Consider the following 21,818-nt stretch of genomic DNA (forward strand, 5'->3'; position numbering starts at 1 on the left):
CAAACTATTATTAATTTCAAGGAAAATAACATGCATGTATTTGTCACTGGCGCCACGGGTTGGGTAGGCTCTGCAGTAGTTCAAGAATTGACAGACGCAGGTCACCTGGTGACCGGGCTTGCCCGCTCTGTCGAAAAGACGGCAGCACTTGCTGCAACGGGGGCGAAGGTCTTGCTCGCCAGACTGGAAGATCTTGATGCACTGCGAACAGCTGCAGACAAGGCAGACGCTGTCATTCATACCGCGTTCAATCATGATTTTTCCAAATTCATTGAGAATTGCGAACAAGACCGTCTTGTCATTGAGGCACTGGGAAGTGCCCTGGAGGGATCCGACCGTCCGTTGATCGTTACCTCGGGCCTGTTGGGAATGACGCGTGGAGCAAGCGAACTGGATCTGCCCAATCCAGGTTCACCGCGCAAATCCGAACCGACTGCCCGGGCACTGGCAGAACGCGGTATACGTGCGGCGACAGTCCGGCTGGCGCCGTCAGTTCATGGCCTTGGTGATTATGGTTTTGTACCATTGCTGATACGCCTGGCAAAGGAAAAAGCTGTCTCGGCGTATCTTGGCGAGGGCCAGAATTGCTGGTCTGGGGTACACCGGCAAGACGCTGCACGTGTCTACCGCCTGGCATTAGAACAAGGGGTGACCGAATCGGTCTACCATGCAGTCGCTGACGAGAGCATCTCCTTCAAAACAATCGCCGAAATGATAGGCCGCCACCTGGGCTTGCCAGTCGAATCGCGGGACGCTGAGCACTTTGGCTGGTTTGCAAAAATGGCAGGCGCTGACATGGCTGCCTCCAGTTTGCGGACGAGAGAACTGCTGGCATGGGAACCTCAAGGTCCATCTTTGCTTACCGATCTGGATCAAGCTGCTTATTACGCTGCCTGATCAGTCATGTAACTCAACAACAAATTCAATATTTTCTTGATGTGCTGACATGTGCGGCCACCAAGTTTTTTGAGTTGATTTTATTTCTCGACGACACAGCGATTGATGCTTGACAGTGTCGTCGAGCAGACCAGTTTTTTTCAAATACCTGATATGTCATGAAAATTTTCATGGCAATTCCTGCTTGCATCAAGTCCACTTGGCGAACCACACTTTTTCAATGCCCCATTTTCAAGCATGAAAAATCAGCAAACCGAGAATTCTGTTCAGCAACATTACTGTTTGAAATTAGCAACATTCTTGCAGCAAAAACCGCATTTCCTTATTTGACTTTAAGTAATTCTTGACTTGTTTGCTGGCTAGAGAGATAACAGTTTCGCCGCCACGCAAACGATTACGCAAACGTTTGCGGTGGTGCTCGTAGCGAAATCCCCGATTTCACCACGCCCCATTTCAGGGATGGTGCAAGTGCACCATTTCAGAACACCATCGATTAACATCAACTTGGGAATTTAACATGCGCAAAACTATTTCTCAGCAATTGCATAAGGGAGTCAGCCTGAGCGTGATCGCCCTGGCGGTCGCTGCAGCCTTCCCCATGCAGGCTGTCTGGGCTCAGGATGCCAAGCCTGCCGCCAAAAATGACGGTACGCAATTGGAAACCGTTATCGTTACTGCTAACCGCCGCGCAGAAAACATCAAGGAAGTACCGATGTCTATTTCTGCTATCAAGGGTGAAGCTCTCGATACTTACAATGCCAGCGGCCAGGATATTCGCTTCCTCGCAGCCCGCGTTCCCAGCCTGAACGTCGAATCTGACTTTGGCCGTTCTTTCCCGCGTTTCTATATTCGCGGCCTGGGCAATACCGATTTCGATCTGAATGCATCCCAGCCAGTTGGTCTGGTATATGACGAGGTGGTACAAGAAAGCCCGATGTTGAAGGGTTTCCCGGTATTTGACGTTGACCAGGTTGAAATTCTGCGTGGCCCGCAAGGTACGCTGTTTGGCCGCAACTCGCCTGCTGGTGTATTGAAGTTTGACTCTGCCAAACCTACCCGTCGCCTTGAAGGTTACGGCAATATCGGCTTTGGTAACTACAAAGCTATCAACCTGGAAGGTGCGATCAATGTCCCGTTGAATCAAGACTGGGCAATGCGCTTCTCGGCACAATCACAAACACGTGATGACCGTGTCACCAATCCACGTTCTACCGGCGAGAAAAACCTCGAAGGTTACCGCGACAATGCAGCACGCCTGCAATTCTCGTATAAAAACGGCGACTTCAGCGCCCTGGTGAATTTGCATGGCCGCGACATGACTGGCAATGCCACCCTGTTCCGCGCAAATATCATACAAAAAGGCACGAATGAACTGGTACCAGGCTTTGACTATGGCAGCTATCCTACTGATGGCCTGAACAGCCAAAAATTGCAATCGTCCGGCGGCAGCCTGCGTTTGCGCTGGGATATGCCAGGCATGAGTCTGCATTCCATCACCGCGTATGACAAGGCAAAATTCTATAGCCGCGCAGACGTGGACGGTGGCTATGGTGCATCCTTCATGCCGACCATGGGCCCTGGCTTCATTCCCTTCCCTGCTGAAACCGCAGATGGTCTGCCTAGCCTGAAACAGATCACACAAGAGTTCCGCGTCGAGTCCAATACCAAAGACCCGTTGCAATGGATTGCCGGTCTGTACTACTTCAGTGAAGACCTGCAAGTTGACAGCTTTGACTACAATTCCTTCGCGCCAGGTAATCCACAAGATGGCTATGCTGTTCAACATCAGAATGCCAAATCCTGGGCCGCTTTCGGCACGTTGAACTATGCAGTCAATGACCAGTTCAAGCTGCGTGGTGGCATCCGTTACACCAGCGACAAGAAAGATTTTGATGCACAGCGTACCTGGACACCAGGCACGGCATTCGGCACACCTGGTACGCCAGTATTGCGCGCCAATCCATCAGCAACCAATATCAGTTGGGATCTGGGTGCCAATTACACACTGGATAAAGCAACATCCGTGTTTGCCCGTATAGCAACTGGTTATCGTGCACCAAGCATCCAGGGTCGCGTCCTGTTCGGCGACAGCATCTCTGTAGCCAACTCTGAAAAAACCCTGTCTTTCGAAGCCGGTATCAAGAAAGACATCCTGGATAATACTGCACGTATCAGCGCCACCGTATTCCAATACACGGCCAAAGACTTGCAACTGACCGCAGGCAGTGGTGCAGTGAACCAGAACAAACTGGTCAATGCGGACAAGGCTGTTGGCCAGGGCTTTGAAATGGATTTGCAAGCCAACCTGAGCCGCAACTGGAAAACCACAGTAGGTATCAGCTATAACGATACTGAAATCAGGGATGGCAAACTGTTCGTCGCTCCTTGCGGTAATGGCTGTACAGTCACCAACCCAGCTGGCCCGGTAGCCGGCACGGTCCTGATTGGTGGCAACCCACTGCCACGCGCACCTAAATGGGTAGGCAACTTCTCGCTGCGTTATTCCACACAAATCGGCGAAGGCACGCTGTATGCCAATACCGACTGGTCTTACAAAGATACTTACAATATGTTCTTGTATGAAGCCAAGGAATACAAAGCCAAGTCCATGCTCGAAGGCGGTTTGCGTGTAGGCTACATGTGGGCTGACGGCAAATATGAACTGGCTGCTTATGGTCGCAACATCACCAACAAGCAACAAGTCATTGCCGCCATCGACTTCAACAACCTGACAGGCATCCTGAACGAACCACGCAACTTCGGTGTGCAGTTCAAGGCTAACTTCTGATTGTTTGTTAAGCTGATTAAAAACGCCGGAGTGATCCGGCGTTTTTTATGGGTAATGAATTTGAAGAATGATCAAAAGTGCGTTGAAATATGGTCGATGGTTGTACTAGGCTTGGTTTTGAAGTTGCCGTTGGTTTTGACTTTGACTTTGACAGTTCCCATGTGTCGACGCCGTTTGTACTGTACAGAAAATGGAAACTTTTTGGCGAAGCAAAAAGGTGTGTAGCTGCTGGTTTACCATCGGCCTGCGATCTCAAATGGCGTATGCACGTATTTGAAAAAATAGGGCCGAAAAATAATACGAATCTGAAATTAATTCACGCAATAGTCGCCGAAAACGCATCTGAAGCGCCAGCCCGGTGGATTCCAGCCAAAGACACGTTGGAATGAGGTTAATAGGGTTGTCCCGAATTTATTAGCCATCTAATTCTGGTAAGTACCTAAAAACGCAAGATCATGGCGTACATCTTCGAAGCTCAACTTCACCGGGCAACATAATGAACCCCAAGCTACTCCCGCATCCATCTCAACATCTTGGGAAACGCTGGCTTACCCTCTTTCTCCGCCCGTACCGGCCCCAAACTCAAACCCGCCCATTCCAAGAATGGCAAGCCAATAAAATTACCTGATTCAAAAGTCTCTATCAACCAGCTTGAATCATCCTTGTAGCCGTTAGGATGAAAAACAAAATCCATTGGCAAATCAAGTTCCCTGGCCACCGCCAGTGACCATAAAATAGCCGCGATTTCTTCACCTTGCGGTGGCCAGTCTTTGTCTTGCTGATCGGTACCAATGAGTGCACGATTAGCAGGTGGCGTTACTGCAAGGTGTCCCGCTTCATGCACCATATCGCCTGGATATTTGAGTTTGTCGTAATCCACGTACATGCATCCAGGCCCCAGGTCAAGGCCAGGCAAAAACGTCGCATGTCGCAGTTCGCGCTCTATGATGGTGATACCTATCCTGCTCAGGAAGTCGAGCACTTTTTCCAGGCGCGGATCGTCACGCACATCAGGACTGATTTCTGCAAAACTGGTTTCCATCATGGATATAACCTTAGCTTTGTTGTCGCAAACGCTGAGCAATGCTGACGCAATGCTCAACTTGTGCAGCAATATTTTCAGGCACGGCAATATCACCAGCCAGCACTGAGCTGATCCAGCTCGCTGTTGTAGCAGCGTCTATACTGTCAGGAACCGCAGGTACTTCTGCCAAAGGCTCTTGCTGAACAGGCACCAGCGTAGTGCCCTGTCCTGCATGGAACCAGTCTATCTGCTGAGCCCGGCCGGTACTGGCAACTGCCTCTCCTTCGGTACCGCGCATGAGGAACACATCCCCTGCTTCGGATGGTGCGCAGCGTGAAAAATAGGCTTGCAGCATCAACAGATACTCAGGGTGAGTATAAGAGCTCAGGCGTAAGGCGGGTACGACAAAAGGTTGCAGGAGTTTGACCAGTGTATGAGTGGAATTGCGCACGCCAAGAATACGACGCAGGCTCAGCAAATGCGCCATCGCGGGTGATAATGCGTCTATGGGCATAAAGGCTGGCTGCTTTTGCTGCATCTGCTCCAGGACCTGCTCAGGGCTTGTTACCAAAGGCAAACCCAGGGCCTGGAATATCTCAGCGGTAGCTACACGCCCGGCATCTGTGCGCACGCCATGTACCAGTACAGGTACGCCCCGTCGTGCCAGCAGCAAAGCCAGCAAAGGCGTCAGATTGGCTTTCTTGCGTGCGCCGTTATATGTGGGTATCACTACCGGAGCATAAGAACTATCTGCAGGTGCCTGCAGCGGCAAAATATAGGGTTGAGCCGCCTGCAGGAAGCCCGAAATTTCTTCTATGGACTCACCCTTGATACGCATGGACAGCAAGATGCCGCCGAGCTCCAGATCAGAGACCCGTCCGGCCAGCATGGCGGTATAGAGCATTGCGGCATCAGCTTGCGTCATACTGCGCGCCCCATCTTTGCCGCGTCCTATTTCTTTGATGAATTTGGCAGCGGCAAGAGGCTCGACCGATTCTGTTGCAGAATTTGTAGTAAATGGGGAGAATTTCAAGTGTCGCCCTTCAACAATTTTTGTATGAAGCGCCACTCATCTGGCTTGACTGGCGTAATAGAGAGGCGGCTGCCTTTTTGCAGCACTGTCATGTCAGCCAGTTCAGGGTAAGTCCTGAGTTCCGCCAGACTCAGCAGGCGAGTCTTACGTTTGGCCTTGACATCCACCATCATCCAGCGTGGCGTTTCTTGCGTCGCTTTGGGGTCAAAGTATTTGCTGTCCTTTTCAAACTGCGTGTGATCAGGATAGGCTGTGCTGGCTACCTCTGCCAGACCAGCGATGCCAGGCTCGGCACAACTGGAATGGTAAAACAGCACGCCATCGCCGACCTTCATGCCATCGCGCATGAAATTACGCGCCTGGTAATTACGCACACCAAACCAGGGGATGCTCGGCAATGCCAGAACATCGTCAATACTGATCTCATCCGGCTCAGACTTCATCAACCAATATGCCATGTTGAACACCTGCAAAGTCAAAAGGAAATTGTCGCACATTTATGTAGCGACGACACAAACACATGAGAACGATAAACATAGTGGATTGATCAGACATAAAAAAACGGCTGTCATATAAAATGACAGCCGTTCAGAATAAGTCCCCACCGATGCCGCTATGCCGGCATCCTGAACCTAAGCGGTTCAAGTTGGCCACGGTCAATTCAATTTCGGGTTCATCGGACTAGCGACGCTCACACCCATCGAATAATTTTCCACAGCCTATGCACATAAATGGTTCAAGGAATATATGGCACTGGCGAACACGGCAGGGAACTAAAGTGTACCCTGAAACACCTATGCGTCGCCAGCTATTTTGATTAAATTAAATAATAAGATGGCTGATCAAAATAGTTTTTCTTGTGGAGTCAAAGCCTGATCCATCGTTTCATGCATTTCCTGGATCTTTTGCTTTACCTCCGCCAGAGACAAACCAGATAACGGACCTTCAGGTGATTTGGTAGCCAATAACTCGGTTGTCATGCTCAACGCAGCCATGACAGCTATCCTGTCAGTACCTTTGACTTTGGCGGCATCACGTATGGCCGACATTTTGCCATCAAGGTAAGCTGCGGCTTCGCGTAGCGCCCGGTCTTCACCTTCACGGCAACTGAGCTTGTAGCTCTGGCCCATGATATTGACATCGACTTGTATTACTTTTACTTCGCTCATGCCGCTTCCTTGTCATTCAATACTTCTGCCGGCAACTGTGCCAGCAAGGCAGAGACACGGTCATGGGCCTGGTGCATGCGTTGTTGCAAGTCTGTATTTTGTGTCGCCAGCGACACCACGTCATTACGTAGCCTGGCGTTTTCACTACGCAGGGTATGTGCCAGCACGGCAAGCTGCTTCACTTTTTCAGAAAGCAATTCAAATTCGGAAATCATCATGTCTCAGTTTAAGGGGTATGCAACGCATTCATTAATATGGTCAATAAGGTAGCCAATAAGGCAGTCAACAATGCGATGTTAATGCGATCTTTAATTATACGAGTAAATTTTCTCTCAGAGCAGGTCTATCAGGCTACCATCGCTTAAAATAAGTGCAGCATGGACTGTTTTATCAGAAAATACCTGCTTTAAGGCGTCTACATAACCCAGCAATTGCTGACGATAGCCTGCCTCTTGCCCGGGCAGAAGCTGACGCTTGTAGTCCAGCACCCAGACTTCATGCGAAAAAACCACAACCCTGTCCAGACGCAATAATTTTTGCTCAACCAGCACATCCATTTCATTACGTGCATATATATATGCGGCAGTATCATAGAACTTCTGCAATGCAGAATTACTGAATATACACTCAGCCTGTTTACGTATTGCCGCTGCCACTGTGCCGGAACAGGGCAGCCAGGCTGCGATAGTTTCAGCATCTGGTACTGCTACAGGCCAGGTATTTGCGTTATTGCTCAAACGCTCCATCAAGGTGTGCAGGGCTATGCCTTCCAACTGTTCGTCACTGCTTACCTCCAGCATGACTTCTTCAGCGGGCATGGCAAGAGGCTCAAATACCGCCATGCTGAATGACTGATACTGCTCTACTTCATTCTCAACATTAGCAGCATCCGGCAATTTTTCTTCTACATGATCCAGATAATTGTACCAGCTAGGGACAGGCTGCTTTTTTCCATTCTGCACTCCACTAAGTATCAATACCTGCTTGGCACGTGTAATGGCGACATATAAAAGATTCCAGTTTTCTTGTGTGGCCTGGGCTTCTTCCTGCGCAAAAAAACGGTCGCGTGCAGCGCCGCGCTGGTCCTTTTTACCAAACACAGAAAAATGCCTTTCCTCACCAGCCTGCAAAGGCCATTGACACAAGACACCTATCCTGTCTTTCATGGATTCACTGTGATTGGCATCGAGCATGACGACGATCTTTGCTTCCAGCCCCTTGGCACTATGAATAGTCAAAATACGTACAGCATCGGCAGCACTATCAACTGCAGATTCGTCTGGCGCATCACTGTCGCCACCACGACGCAAGGCACCCAGTGCAGCGATAAATTTTGGCAGGCTTGGATAACGCCCGGCATCCAGGTTCAGGGCAAGTTCGGTAAAGCTATGGATATTGCCCATGACCTGGCTACGCTGTGCGACAGAAGATGCTTGCGCGTAGCGTTGCAAGACCTCACCTTGATGCAGGATGCGGTCAAGCAAATCATGCACTGGTAAATAATAAGATGCTTCCATCCATTGCTGTAACAGTTTTGCAGCGCGTTGCAGAACTGGATAAGACTCATCCTGTTTCGAAGCTAAGGCCAAAGCCTGTAAACGCTTCCACCATGTAGCTTCATCTCGCATGGCCAGCGCAATCAGATCGTCATCACTGGCTGCCATGATGGGCGACTTTAACACATGCGCCAATGCACGGTTGTCACCTGGCGTCATCAGGAAATTTAATAGTGCGATCAAATCCAGCACTTCCAGCGCATCCAGCAAGCCGCCCCGACGGCTGGACACAAAAGGGATGCCTGCTTCGCGCAAGGCTTTTTCATAGGCGGACAAATGTGTGCGACGCTTGACCAGCAGCATCACGTCACTCCATTGCCAGCTATCTGCACCCTGCGCGGCACGTATGCCCAGCAAGGCTTGTGCGACTTGCTTGCCCTCTTCATAGCGCTGCTGGTTTTCTGCTTCTTCCAGTGGGGTTGTCAGCGGATTGCGCAGCGGGAACCGTGCAGGCGCAACCTCTTCTTCACCTACCTCGTCTATATCACTTGACGCGGCCATGCCTATCAATGGCAAACGCCAGACTGCACCATCGGCATCTGAAGCAGTAGTCTGCGCATGAAACAGCGGATTGCCATGCATGCTGACATTAAGTACATCAACAATCGCCAGTGCATTCCTGCGTGTCTGGTTGGTGCGCAAAACCCGTGCCCCCTGAGCTGCCAGCATATTTTGCGCAGCGGTAAACACTCTCGGTTCGGCACGACGAAAACGATAAATGGATTGCTTGGGGTCACCCACCACGAACACACTGGGCTTGGCACCATCGTCGCCGTAAGCTTCCAGCCAGGCCTGCACTATGCCCCATTGCAGGGGATTGGTATCCTGAAATTCGTCCAGCAAGATATGTTTGTAACGTGCATCAAGACGGCTATGCAGATAGGCGGCATATTCTTCATTACTCAGCAGTCTATATGCCTGCCATTCCAGGTCAGCAAAATCAAATACCCGCTGGTCTGACTTCAGGCTTTGATAGCATTCAAGATAAGCTGTGCCGACAGCAAACAGGGCCTCATTGACTTGCATCACCAATTTCTCTGCACTGCGTTTTTGCAGCTGATTCAGCGCCTGTACTATCGCTTCGCATTCGTCTTCAAAAGCATTGATCTGGTCCATGCCCAGATGTTTTTCTATGGACGCAATCAGCGCCTTGACCTTGACATTATGCGAGCGGATATTGCCTTGTCCATTGATGAAACCTTCGCAAATAATGGCAAAGGCTTCGAGACTGGGGCCATCCGTCAGACCCTGCTCTATCTTGCTGGCATTGGTCTGGTTATTTTTTGAACCCTGCCCCAATATCAGGGCTATGTGAGCAATGCGCTGATATAGCTGGGCATCTTCCCAGATGTTGAGCCGTGCATCCTGATACAGGTCTGCGCCGCATAAATCACGCAACCAGTCCAGCGGGCCGCCCAGTTCAATTTGCTGGTTGCTGGCCCACCACTCTGCCCGCTTGTCGAGAAAGGCTTCCAGCATTTCGCGGGCATTGAAGTCACCGATTTCCTGATACAGGAATAGCAGTGCTTCCTTGATGTCGGTATGCTCTTCCTGCGCCAGCATCTGCATGAGCTGGCCATAGGCTTCGCGCTGTATGTCGCCACTGGCTTCCACCAGGCTAAAGCCATGTGGCACCCCTGATGCCAGCGGCGCCAGTTGTATCAGTCGGCCAAACCAGCTGTGGAACGTGTCCAGTGATAAGGATTGCGGACTGGATAATACTTTTTCATACAGGCCACGTGCCAGTGGTATGACATTCTGCAAGTCAGCCTCGGCAATGCCGCGCTCAGTCAACAATTGCCGCACGTGAGCGATATCCGCCAGTGCCAGTTCATGCAACAAATCCATGAGGCGCTCGCGCATCTCCTGCGCAGCCTTGCGGGTAAAGGTAATCGCCAATAATTCTGCCGGTTCCGCCCCAGCCAGCAATAGGCGCAGCATGCGCGACACCAGCAGCCAAGTCTTGCCGCTGCCAGCACAGGCCTCGACGACCACGCTATGGCGCGGGTCACAGGCAGTTGCCGTGAAGTGGGCATGGCTGACTGCCTGGCCATTGACTTCATAAGCCTGAGAGTATTGCAGGGGTTCGGTCATCACCAAGCCCCCTTGCGACAGAGGCCACGCATTTCACAATACTGGCAATTTGCTTCCACACCATGAGCTGGCAAGCTAGCGCCTTTCTGTATAGCAGACATGCTGATTTTAATCGCCAGTGCCAGCTCTGAAACCCAGCGCTCAAAATCGTCGGCAGCTACGTCACCAGCCTTGCCCTGACTCAGTTCCAGCGCCACATAGCTGCCTGCGCTAACCGGCAAATCCGTCAGCAAGCCATAAAACGGCAGTTGATGATCTTCACCTTCCTTGAGTCTCCTGCGCAGGTCATTCAGGTTTTTAGTCTTGTAATCAAGTACCGCCACTTCACCATTCATATTTCTGTCTATGCGGTCTATACGACCTTTCAGCATGATCTGGCCGCCCTGCCATTCCAGCGCCTTTTCATTCTTGATTTCACCCATGTCAAACTGCCAGCCAGCTTCTTCATGCGCCTGCAGCCAGGCGACATAGGCGGGGATGACTTTATCCCAGCGTACGCTATAAGCTAGTGCCGCCGGGCTTTTTTGCAAGACATCGGCAAAAAAATCAGCGGATATGTTACGCAGCAACGCTTCTTTATCCATACCGGGTTGTATCGCCTGAACCACCTTCAACTCTTCATGGTAACGCTTGAGGATGGCATGCAACCAGTCACCATAGTCACGCTTTTCTGGCATATCAGACAGTTCATCCAGCGCACTCAAACCCAGCATGCGCCCAGCAAAAAACTGGTAAGGGCACACCACCAGGCTGGTGTAGGCGCTGGCAGATAAAGTTGCTGGCAACAGCGCAGCCGCAGAGGGTGTGGGCATATGCTGAGTGCTGACTTGCATGGTCCTGACCGGTAAATCCAGAGGGTGACTGTCCAGCACGCCTTGCTGGGTACGTTCCAGTGTCAAACCCAGTTGCTCCAGCCAGGGGCTGACGGGATTATGTTCGCCATTCAAACTCCCCTGCCAGGATAAAACGATGTCAGTGTTACTTAGCAAGAGTTCGGCAAAATCACGCAATTGCTGTTGCTGGCGCGACTCGCGGGTTTCCAGCCCACATTCACGCCTGACTGCATTCGCAAAAAACAAAATCTCACTGGCTTGCGATGGCAGGTGAGAAGCATCGGCACCGACCAACAAGACCGCATCGAAGGGACGCAGGCGAGCACCATTCAGTGGCAACATGACGACGCGCTTGTCGGTATGTGCAAACACAAATGCTGTGCTCTCCAGTTGCAGATTCATCAAAGCACGCCATTCAGCAAAGGTGAACGGCGTTTTCAAGTCCTGGCAGGCGAGCTGCAATTTCTGTAGCAACTGTATGATTTGCGCGCCAGCCGGGTCTGCCTGGAAGGCATTGAACATGGAAAGGTCGAAGAACACCTGCAGGCTCAACGCACTCCACTCAGACAAGCTGCGCCTGCCCGTGAAATTGCCCGCCTGCCGGGACATGGACCTGATCCAGCGGCTGGCTGGCGCTGTATCCTTGCCCGCATCCAGCGCCGCCAATACCGATTCCCAGCCACCCAGCACATTGGCGCGGCGCAAGACCAGCTCTATGCGCATGACCAAGTCAGCCTTGGCGGCAATGGCATCTTGCTCAGGCTCAGTATTGTCCGGGTCTTTCCAGTGCAAATAAGGTGATTTCAAAAAATCCAGCAAAGCTATGGTATCGGCCCTTGTCGTCACCACTTCCAGCCAGGCGGCGATGGCGGCCGCAGCGCGGGTGGTAGACAGTTTCCAGCCGGTTTCATCCGCAACCATGATTTGCGCACGCTCCAGCAAGGCGCGTATGCGGCGGGACACAACGCGGTCTTGCGCGACCACGGCCACGCTTTGCTTGCCTGCCTGCAGCCAGTTGATGATGGTTTGCGCCCCCTGCACTGCCTCATCTTCCAGCGATGTGGCGCGGCACAGGCGGATATGGGAGGTGTCTACATATTCGGTCAGCGCTTGCTGGTGCTGACTACCTACATCCTGTAAACCCGGCCAGGCATGGTAATACGGCTGCGGCAAGGTATGCGCGCGCCAGTCCAGGCTGATTTGCAATACGCTTTGCTTTTTAGCCCAAACTTGCAGAAATGCGTTTTCCATGGGGTTAGGCAGGGTAGGTGCTATCCATAGTAAAGGCTCGTTGGCCTGGGCGGCAATTTGCAGCAATTGCGCATAACGCTTTACCTGTGGGTCATTGCCATCAAGCTGGCTCTGCCAGACTGACCACACCAGTTGCGTTTCTTCTGATAACAGGGCCTGCGCAGGCGCGGGCAATTGCGCCAGTGCCGCTTGCCAGTCTTTTTCCAGTTTACTCTTGTCTTTGCCAACTGCAGGCAATAAGACGGCAGTCAACTCATCAGATAGCGTCAACAGGGTCTGTGCCAGCGGCAATAAGTCAGTATTGCGGCGTGCGCCGAATAATTTCTTTAACCAGGGATGTTGCCGTAGTTCAGCATACAAGCCCATGAGCCTTTCACTGGCATCGCCGCCCGCATTACCTTGCAGTGCAGCATCCGGCGACTGCATTTCCAGCAAGGCAAACAGGGTTTGTATGCGTGGCGGGATGAAATTACCCTGCAATACCGTCCCCAATGCTCTTAATAAGAGATGGGCATGCTGATAGGTAGGTACGATAACCCGTACCGCAGAAAAATCCCTCTCTTGCTGGCGACCCCAGCCTTGCTCCCTGGCTGCGCGCAAAAACGCCTCGGCAGCCTGTTGCCAGAATAAAGGGCCAGCGGGTATCAATAGGGGATTATGTAGCATCAAGAATAGTTGGTTTTGCCGGTAGAGCAAGTATACTATGCGGTAGCCTTGGCATTTTAGGCTCAAGCATGACACTTTTCTAAAAAATAGGTTATTATCTACCGCATAGCTAACCACGCCTGACTCATTTTGCTTTAGTCATGGTGCAGCACTATTCAACACCATTGAATTCGTGACTATCACCCCCAGATTCAAATCAGAATGCGGCGCTGTCCAAAATACCGACATTCAGTGGCGCTGTTACCCCTTAATTTTTCCCTCTCGTTGAGGATTCCATGAGCGAAAACATCAAATATGTAAGCGATGCTTCATTCGAAGCAGACGTATTAAAATCTAACGTACCTGTATTGGTCGATTTCTGGGCTGAATGGTGTGGTCCTTGCAAAATGATCGCCCCTATACTGGAAGAAGTTGCCAAAGAATATAATGGCAAAATCGTCGTAGCCAAGATGGATGTAGATGCAAACCAGGCAATTCCTGCCAAGTTTGGTATCCGTGGCATCCCTACCCTGATCTTGTTCAAAGACGGTGCTGCAGCAGCACAAAAAGTAGGTGCATTGGCAAAAGGCCAATTAACCTCTTTCATTGACAGTAATATTTAAGGTATTATTGCGGTCTGAAACTTAAGGCTGCCAACAACAAGATTGTTAGCAGCCTTAAAGTAGAGAAAATGAAGAGACAGCTGCCCCGGTTGATAACCCTCAACTGCTGCATGCAAATTCAGGCCCGAGTTAAGTAATATTAAATAAAACGAAACCAAGACAGAAATTCTTTCTATCCTGTTTAATCCGTAGTACCTCTGCTCACTCCCCCACCCCATAATCCCATCCCGGGACACTCACCATGCATCTATCTGAACTAAAGGCCTTACACGTATCCGCTTTATTGGAAATGGCCATAGGACTCGATATCGATAACGCTGCGCGTATGCGCAAGCAGGAATTGATGTTCGCGATCCTCAAAAAACGTGCAAAATCAGGCGAACAAATTTTTGGCGATGGCGCCCTTGAAGTATTGCCTGACGGCTTTGGCTTCCTACGCTCGCCAGATGCCAGTTACATGGCCTCGACTGATGACATCTATATCTCTCCTTCGCAAATCCGCCGTTTCAATCTGCATACTGGCGACTCCATCGAAGGTGAAGTGCGCACACCAAAAGACGGTGAACGCTATTTTGCATTGGTGAAGGTGGACAAGGTCAATGGCGAATCGCCAGAAGCATCCAAGCACCGCATCCTGTTTGAAAACCTGACGCCGCTGCACCCGAACAAGGTATTGACACTCGAACGCGAAATGCGCGGCGAAGAAAATACCACTGGCCGCATCATCGACATGATCGCCCCTATCGGCCGTGGCCAACGTGGTTTGCTGGTAGCATCCCCAAAATCCGGTAAATCCGTCATGCTGCAACACGTGGCACACGCGATTACCACCAATCACCCTGACGTTACCCTCATCGTTTTGCTGATCGATGAACGTCCGGAAGAAGTAACAGAAATGCAGCGCTCGGTACGCGGTGAAGTGGTAGCATCGACTTTCGATGAACCAGCCACCCGTCACGTACAAGTTGCTGAAATGGTGCTGGAAAAAGCCAAGCGCCTGGTAGAAATGAAAAAAGACGTGGTCATCCTGCTGGACTCCATCACCCGTCTGGCACGTGCCTACAATACCGTCATCCCTGCTTCTGGCAAGGTATTGACTGGTGGTGTTGATGCAAACGCACTGCAACGTCCAAAACGCTTCTTCGGCGCAGCACGTAATGTAGAAGAAGGCGGCTCACTGACCATCATCGCCACTGCCCTGATTGAAACCGGCAGCCGCATGGATGACGTGATCTATGAAGAATTCAAAGGCACGGGCAATATGGAAGTTCATCTGGAACGCCGCCTTGCTGAAAAACGCGTCTATCCAGCCATCAACCTCAACAAATCCGGCACCCGTCGTGAAGAATTGCTGATCAAGCCGGATCAGTTGCAAAAGATCTGGATCTTGCGCAAATTGCTGTATAGCATGGACGAAATCGAAGCGATGGAGTTCATCCTCGACAAGATGAAAGCCACGAAAAACAACGCAGAATTCTTTGAAATGATGCGTAGAGGCGGATAAATTTCCGCTCCTGTTTTCAGGCTAAAAAAGCCGTCACTTTTGTGACGGCTTTTTTATGTTTACTCCGACCTAATGGTTTACTACGTTAGAGCTTTCAATAAAACTATCGTCACCAGAAAAGAAGTATTGCTCATCGCCACAACTGCGTGCGGCAAACCGGCAGCCAGATACAGCAAATCACCTGCATGCATGGTCTTGGTACCCTCCGCCATTTCAACTTGTACATCACCAGACAGGCACTGTATGGTGATGGGACCATTGACGTGATGTGAAGGCAGGCTCTTTCCCTGTACCAGGTTCATGAGTATGACTTCAAGATACTCGTCTTTAAACAAGGCGTGCGCCGGTACTGTCAGTAATTGCCCCTCGGACAACAACAAATTAGTCATTTCTCCTGAGCGCAAGTGTGGCATGGCCATTTTATTTCTCCTCGTATTGCAATCAGGCACAGTGACATGAGCAGCAATGGATTAAGTTGCCACATGAAAATCAATAATGATTTCGCCTGGCTCTTGTGAAACATAGGCCACCTTCACACCAGTGCCAAAGTGTTGTCCGATTTGTGCCAGCAAGGGCAAGGGATTATGGTCATTGCAAAAACGCATGGTCTCCCCTGGTTTCAATGCCGACAAGGCACCAAAAATCGCTGCATGACGAAAACGCTTGGCGACACCACGCGCATCAAATTCATAAACGCCTTCCGCCAATACGGGAATGGAACAATCGTGAGCCATGATAAAACTCCTTTTAATATAGATGAAAATAAGAAAAAATTACAGGGAGAGCTTTTTCTGCCCTCCCTTAAATAAATAACTAAGAAATAACTACAGCTTGTTGGAAACCTTGGCGTAGCCAATATCAATCGCGCTCATTTGCACGCGCTTTTTGCCAATGAGCAAACGCAAGGCAAATACAGCCAGACAAACAACACCAATCGAGAACACGATGTCACCGGGTACCCGCATCCACACCAGTGTTTCCATGAAATGAGAATGGATGACATCTGGTGAGCGTGCAAACCACATGCCCTTGGTAACGCTGGCTACGGCCTGATAAATACCCGCTGGCACCAGCGACATGAACACCATCATTGCCAAGCCTATATTGAGCAGCCAGAACATCGCTTGCAATAATTTATCGGACCAGAGGGCACGATCAGACAAGCCTCTCAGGCAGAACAACAGCAAGCCTATGCCCAGCATGCCGTAGACACCAAACAACGCAGCATGACCGTGTGCCGCAGTCATATTCAAGCCCTGCATGTAGTACAGCGCAATCGGTGTATTGATGGAAAATCCAAGCAAGCCTGCGCCGACGGTATTCCAGAACCCAACGGCAATAAAGCAAAGTATCGGCCACTTATATGCCTGCACCCAAGGTGCAGCTTTCGAACGCTGATAGTTGCGGAAAGCCTCTACACCTATCATGGCCAGTGGCACTACCTCCAATGCAGAGAACATGGCACCGATGGCAATGACAAAAGTTGGCGTCCCGGTGAAATACAGGTGATGCAAGGTTCCCAAAATGCCGCCGAACAGGAAAACGATGGTTTCCAGGATAATCGCGCTATTGGCAGTCGCTGCATGTATCAAGCCCAGGCGGGTGAACAACAGGGCGATGACTGCCGTAGCAAACACTTCAAAGAAGCCCTCTACCCACAGATGGACCAGCCACCAGCGCCAGTACTCAATCATGGAGTAATGAGTGTGCGGGCCCCAGGTCAATGAGGTGGCATAGAAACCACCTATGCACATCGCTGCGAGAAATACCATGGCAATCAGGCCACGGCTCTCGGACGGTTTTTTCAGTGCGGGCAATAAACCACGCCCCAGCAAAGTCACCCAGAACAGCAGGCCAACGAACAAGAGTATTTGCCAGACCCGGCCCATGCTGGTGAATTCCAGCCCTTGATTACCTATCCAGAAACTGAATTCATTGCCTTTGTGTTGCAGGCTACCCAGCCAGCCAGATGCAGTAGAACCGACCACGATGAAGAGCAAGGCATAGAACAGGACATTGACCCCTAGTTTTTGAAACCTCGGTTCATGACCCGAAATGGCAGGCGCTATGTACAGACCCGTCGCCAACCAGGCAGTAGCAATCCACAATACGGCAAATTGCGTATGTATCGTGCGACTGACTGTAAATGGAAGAATATCTGCTAAAGGAAAACCAAAGAAACTATGCCCTTCGACAGCATAGTGGGCAGTAATCACCCCCATGCCGACTTGCGCAAGTATCAGGCCTATCACGACATAAAAATACTTCCTGGTTGCCTGCATCGAAGGTGTGGGCTTCAGATCAAACAAGGGATCGGTTTTGGGTGGTACCGGGTCGCCCTCCTCCTTGCTGATGGAATGATAAAAAATCATACCGGCAATGGCAGCGATCATCAGTATGATGCTGGCGATGGACCAGATACCAGCTCCGGCAGTTGGTGTATTGTCCACCAGTGGTTCATGCGGCCAGTTACTGGTATAGCTGAGATCCTTTGCGCCTGGCCTGTCTGTTGCAGCAGACCAGGCCGACCAAAAGAAGAATGCAGGCAAGGCTTGCAAATCCTTGATTTCTGGCAAAGTACCCCGGTTCATCGCATATTGTTCACGCAATTTTTCCAGCGAAGGATCATTACCAAACAGGGCAATATAATGTTGCGCAACTTGCTGGACTGCCTTGGCCCGGTCTGCGCTGAGCGTGATAACATTGGTAGATGTGTCGTAAGTATTGCTCCGCATTTCCAGCTTCACGCGCGCTTTCAATTCTGCCTGATGCCCTGGTTTCAGTTGCTCAAACGATGTCCGCGCTTCCTTTTGTGCCCAGATTTCCAGCAAGGCCAAAGATTCACGGTGCAGCCAATCGGCAGACCAGTCTGGTGCGACATAACTGCCATGCCCCCATACCGAACCTAATTGCTGCCCACCTGCAGATAACCAGGCCTCCTGGCCGAGTGGCACCTGCCCTTCTGAAAATATGACGGTGCCGTCGTTACTGACGACTTGTTTGGGAATGGGCGGTGCCGTCAGATAAATTTCTGTGCCTACCCAACCCAGGACGGCAAAAGACAAGACACAGATGACGGCGAGCCAAGTCCAGAGTTTACGCGTGGCATGCATGGCGTGTTTCCTTATTGGTGAAGTGAAAAATTAGCTGGCCCAAGGCTATGTTTCATCTGACTGAATTTGTCGGCGAAACAAGCTTGATTCATTAAAGATTCATTTTATATACATGTATTTAAAGATACAAATAGAATGGATGTTTAATGCAAAACCCTTGATGAGAATCAAATCTTTGCCAGAAGCCAGGCGACATTCATAAACATCTATACTATATGTATCTTAATTAGTTATTGAATTGTGTCAAAACACTTAGACCAGACACGCTCAATGACATAGCTATGTTTTTGGAATCAATATGAGATTAACCGCATTCACCGACTACACATTGCGCACCCTGATTTATCTGGCACAACATGACGACAGGCTGGTTACCATCCAGGAAATTGCTGAGCTGCATAGCATTTCAAAAAGCCATCTGACCAAGGTTGTCCATCAACTGGGGATGTCAAACAAAGTGGAAACCATACGTGGTCGTCATGGTGGTTTGAAACTGAATCTGCCACCTGAAAAAATCAATATAGGTGATGTAGTACGCGATGCCGAATCTGACTTTTATATGGCAGAGTGTTTTGACCGCAGCAGCAACACTTGCACCTATGCAAGTGCATGCACTTTAAAAGGAGTGCTAAGCCAGGCAACCGCTTCATATCTGTCAGTACTTGATGCAGTGACGCTTGCAGATTTGGTCGCACAAAAAAATAACACAAAAAAAATACAGATTTTCCCAGTCAGTAAAATAAAACGAAAAACAAGCACCACATAGGACACCATTTGCGCCTGTCCGTCATCAGACGTCAAAAAAATGATCACTTCCAGGGAAAACTTCTAACTTCTTATTTCATATCAATGATCTTTGAGAAATACCCCAGTATTGTGAATAGCGATGAGATTTCCTTCAGGCTTCCGACCTTCACATACAAAAGGTGTACTTATGAAAGACATGTTCAGAGGTTTCTCCGCATCCCTGGTTTCACGGATATTAATCGTCTCCCTGTTCCTGACTTTGTCAGCACAAGCAGCAGAGACTAAAAGCAGCAAAGGCACGGGCGATTTTGGGCCACCCAAGGGCCCGGTTATCCACGCTGTATTGACAAGCCCACCATTTGTGCCGCCGCCGATACGCCGCAATCATCCAGCGAAAGTTATTGTCGAGCTTGAAGTCCTTGAAAAGGAAATGGCAATCTCAGAAGGCGTAAAATATATGTTCTGGACCTTCGGTGGTACCGTGCCTGGTAGCTTCATTCGCGTGCGCCAGGGTGACACAGTTGAATTCCATCTCAAGAACCATCCAAGCAGCAAGATGCCACATAACATCGACCTGCATGGAGTGACCGGCCCTGGTGGCGGCGCATCATCCAGTTTCACAGCACCCGGCCATGAATCACAATTTACCTTCAAGGCACTTAATGAAGGCATTTACGTCTATCACTGTGCGACAGCACCTGTCGGCATGCACGTTGCCAACGGCATGTATGGCCTGATTCTGGTTGAACCACCACAAGGTTTGCCACCTGTAGACCGCGAATACTATGTCATGCAAGGTGATTTTTATACAACGGGAAAATACCGTGAAAAAGGTTACCAGCCTTTCGACATGGAAAAAGCCATAGACGAAAAACCGACATATGTCCTGTTCAATGGTGCCGAAGGCTCCATGACAGGTGATAAAGCCTTGACTGCCAAGACGGATGAAAAAATTCGCCTGTTCGTCGGCAATGGCGGTCCTAACCTGGTGTCGAGCTTCCATGTGATTGGTGCCATTTTCGATAAAGTACGTTTTGAAGGCGGCAGCAACGTCCAGAAAAATGTACAAACTACGCTCATCCCGGCTGGTGGCGCAGCGGTTGTTGAATACCAGACCAAGGTACCGGGTAGTTATGTACTGGTCGATCATTCTATATTCCGCGCATTCAATAAAGGTGCACTGGCCATCATGAAAGTCGATGGCCCGGAGAAGAAAGATATCTATTCAGGCAAGGAACTGGATTCAGTCTATCTGGGGGACCGTGCGCAAGCCAATTTATCTGCAGTCAGCACAGCAGCAAGGGCAGCAGAGAGCGGCACGCTGACGGTGCAGGATCAGGTCAACGCAGGCGGGCAATTGTTTGCAGGTACCTGCTCAGTCTGTCACCAGGCAAATGGCGCGGGACTGCCTGGTGTATTCCCTCCCTTGGCACAATCTGATTATCTGAATGCAGACCCACAAAGATCCATCGGTGTGCTGCTGCGGGGTCTCAGTGGCAAGGTCACCGTCAATGGAAAAGAATTTGATTCCGTCATGCCTGCCATGAATCAATTGAATGACGATGAAGTCGCAAATATCCTGACTTATACCTTGAATAGCTGGGGTAATAAGGGTGGGCGCGTACTGGCCAGTGATGTCAAGGCTGAACGTGCCAGGGCCGTACCTGCGAAAGCAGCGGCACATTAATCACATCATCCCATACGATAGACTGATCAGTGTTGCTTATGAAGACTATGGCGAATCGCTACAGGTACAATTGCAAATCAACTTACCGGCAGGTTTTGTTGAGCGCAGCTTTTTTGCTCTTTTCATCTGCAACCGATGCTGCTGATTACTTCGTTATTCCAGGCAATCAGCTCGCCAGCGTCTTGTCAGGGCCAGATACCAAAGACAAGGCAAAGGTCAAGGCCTTTGCCATGCGCGCCAGTCCGGTAACGAATGGTGATTATCTTCAGTTCCTGCAGGCCCATCCTGAATGGCAAAGAAATCAGGTACCTGCTATTTTTGCAGACGCCAGTTACCTGCATTCATGGGCATCGCCAAGCGAAACCGGTGATGCACAAAAATTACCACTGGCAGTCACCAGTGTCAGCTGGCACGCAGCACAGGCCTATTGCGAATCCGAAAATGCGCGATTGCCTAACTGGTATGAATGGGAACTGGTCGCCGCAGCAGATGAGCAACATGCAGATGCCCGCAGTGATCCAGCCTGGCGTGCACGCATACTTTTCTGGTATTCAGTATCGTCGACTTTATCGTCAACCAATATCAGTCAGGCTCCCAATTACTACGGCATCAAAGATATGCACGGCACAATATGGGAATGGGTCAGCGACTTCAATGCCTTGCTGATCAGCGCTGACAGTCGCACTCAGGGTGATCCGGATAAGTTGCAATTTTGTGGAGCCGGAGCTATCAGTCTGCAAAATAAAGAGAACTATGCAATCTTGATGAGGGTAGCCCTGTTGTCATCGCTGACGGGTTCAAGTACCACTGACAATCTTGGATTCCGCTGTGCCCGTGACTTGAAGGAAGAATGA

Annotated in this window: 17 protein-coding genes and 1 other RNA gene; 7 read left to right on the plus strand and 11 right to left on the minus strand. The window is 50.3% G+C overall.

All coding sequences use genetic code 11. The annotated features are described in order from the left end of the window. Positions 1 to 30 precede the first annotated feature (30 nt). Positions 31 to 897, plus strand: a complete 867-nt coding sequence (locus AC3WQT_RS25540; protein ID WP_492708313.1) for an SDR family oxidoreductase — start codon at positions 31 to 33, stop codon at positions 895 to 897. 517 nt (positions 898 to 1,414) lie between these two features. Then, a complete protein-coding gene (locus tag AC3WQT_RS25545) occupies positions 1,415 to 3,685 on the plus strand; it encodes a TonB-dependent receptor (RefSeq protein ID WP_492708315.1) in 2,271 nt (756 codons plus the stop codon). A 508-nt stretch (positions 3,686 to 4,193) separates the two neighbouring features. Here AC3WQT_RS25545 and AC3WQT_RS25550 read toward each other — a convergent pair. The 8 genes from AC3WQT_RS25550 to AC3WQT_RS25585 form a co-directional block, all read right to left on the minus strand. Further along, on the minus strand, positions 4,194 to 4,730 hold the full coding sequence (locus tag AC3WQT_RS25550) for a hypothetical protein (RefSeq protein ID WP_492708316.1): 537 nt from the start codon (positions 4,728 to 4,730) through the stop codon (positions 4,194 to 4,196). A 10-nt stretch (positions 4,731 to 4,740) separates the two neighbouring features. After that, positions 4,741 to 5,742 carry a DNA-binding protein YbiB gene (gene ybiB, locus AC3WQT_RS25555; protein ID WP_492708318.1) on the minus strand — a complete coding sequence of 334 codons (1,002 nt, stop codon included), beginning with the start codon at positions 5,740 to 5,742 and terminating at the stop codon, positions 4,741 to 4,743. Continuing rightward, on the minus strand, positions 5,739 to 6,200 hold the full coding sequence (locus AC3WQT_RS25560) for an EVE domain-containing protein (RefSeq protein WP_492708320.1): 462 nt from the start codon (positions 6,198 to 6,200) through the stop codon (positions 5,739 to 5,741). The genes ybiB and AC3WQT_RS25560 overlap by 4 nt, the downstream gene beginning before the upstream one ends. A 136-nt stretch (positions 6,201 to 6,336) precedes the next feature. Continuing rightward, positions 6,337 to 6,517, minus strand: a non-coding RNA gene (gene ssrS, locus AC3WQT_RS25565) — 6S RNA. Between the two features lie 67 nt (positions 6,518 to 6,584). After that, positions 6,585 to 6,911, minus strand: coding sequence for a cell division protein ZapA (locus AC3WQT_RS25570; RefSeq protein WP_423010778.1), 327 nt, complete (start codon positions 6,909 to 6,911; stop codon positions 6,585 to 6,587). Then, positions 6,908 to 7,129, minus strand: coding sequence for a DUF904 domain-containing protein (locus tag AC3WQT_RS25575; protein ID WP_492708322.1), 222 nt, complete (start codon positions 7,127 to 7,129; stop codon positions 6,908 to 6,910). Before AC3WQT_RS25575 ends, AC3WQT_RS25570 begins: the two co-directional genes overlap by 4 nt. Before the next feature lie 114 nt (positions 7,130 to 7,243). Further along, complete coding sequence (locus AC3WQT_RS25580; RefSeq protein WP_492708323.1) at positions 7,244 to 10,561, minus strand: UvrD-helicase domain-containing protein; 3,318 nt, start codon at positions 10,559 to 10,561, stop codon at positions 7,244 to 7,246. Then, entirely contained in the window at positions 10,561 to 13,311 is a 2,751-nt protein-coding gene (locus tag AC3WQT_RS25585; RefSeq protein WP_492708325.1) for a PD-(D/E)XK nuclease family protein, read from the minus strand. The genes AC3WQT_RS25580 and AC3WQT_RS25585 overlap by 1 nt, the downstream gene beginning before the upstream one ends. A 275-nt stretch (positions 13,312 to 13,586) precedes the next feature. On the opposite strand from AC3WQT_RS25585, the gene trxA reads away from it, so the two are divergent. Then, the gene (gene trxA, locus AC3WQT_RS25590; protein WP_423031160.1) at positions 13,587 to 13,913 is read left to right on the plus strand and encodes a thioredoxin TrxA; all 327 of its coding nucleotides are present in this window, start codon (positions 13,587 to 13,589) and stop codon (positions 13,911 to 13,913) included. 241 nt (positions 13,914 to 14,154) lie between these two features. Then, positions 14,155 to 15,417: a transcription termination factor Rho gene (gene rho, locus AC3WQT_RS25595; RefSeq protein ID WP_110257254.1), complete on the plus strand. Its 1,263-nt coding sequence runs from the start codon at positions 14,155 to 14,157 to the stop codon at positions 15,415 to 15,417. Positions 15,418 to 15,497: 80 nt separating this feature from the next. On the opposite strand, the gene AC3WQT_RS25600 is transcribed toward rho, so the two are convergent. From AC3WQT_RS25600 to AC3WQT_RS25610, 3 genes are all read right to left on the minus strand, one after another. Beyond that, positions 15,498 to 15,836 (minus strand): cupin domain-containing protein, encoded by a 339-nt coding sequence (locus AC3WQT_RS25600; RefSeq protein WP_492708327.1) that lies wholly within the window; start codon positions 15,834 to 15,836, stop codon positions 15,498 to 15,500. Between the two features lie 51 nt (positions 15,837 to 15,887). Continuing rightward, positions 15,888 to 16,151: a DUF2249 domain-containing protein gene (locus tag AC3WQT_RS25605; protein WP_492708329.1), complete on the minus strand. Its 264-nt coding sequence runs from the start codon at positions 16,149 to 16,151 to the stop codon at positions 15,888 to 15,890. A 90-nt stretch (positions 16,152 to 16,241) separates the two neighbouring features. After that, positions 16,242 to 18,530, minus strand: coding sequence for a nitric-oxide reductase large subunit (locus AC3WQT_RS25610; RefSeq protein ID WP_492708331.1), 2,289 nt, complete (start codon positions 18,528 to 18,530; stop codon positions 16,242 to 16,244). A 298-nt stretch (positions 18,531 to 18,828) separates the two neighbouring features. On the opposite strand from AC3WQT_RS25610, the gene AC3WQT_RS25615 reads away from it, so the two are divergent. The 3 genes from AC3WQT_RS25615 to AC3WQT_RS25625 all read left to right on the plus strand — a co-directional run bounded on the left by AC3WQT_RS25615 (position 18,829) and on the right by AC3WQT_RS25625 (position 21,818). Continuing rightward, entirely contained in the window at positions 18,829 to 19,296 is a 468-nt protein-coding gene (locus AC3WQT_RS25615; protein WP_492708333.1) for an RrF2 family transcriptional regulator, read from the plus strand. Between the two features lie 168 nt (positions 19,297 to 19,464). Beyond that, positions 19,465 to 20,964: a copper-containing nitrite reductase gene (gene nirK, locus AC3WQT_RS25620; RefSeq protein ID WP_492708335.1), complete on the plus strand. Its 1,500-nt coding sequence runs from the start codon at positions 19,465 to 19,467 to the stop codon at positions 20,962 to 20,964. 98 nt (positions 20,965 to 21,062) lie between these two features. Further along, complete coding sequence (locus AC3WQT_RS25625) at positions 21,063 to 21,818, plus strand: formylglycine-generating enzyme family protein (protein WP_492708337.1); 756 nt, start codon at positions 21,063 to 21,065, stop codon at positions 21,816 to 21,818.

The organism is Undibacterium sp. FW305-107, assembly GCF_058788535.1.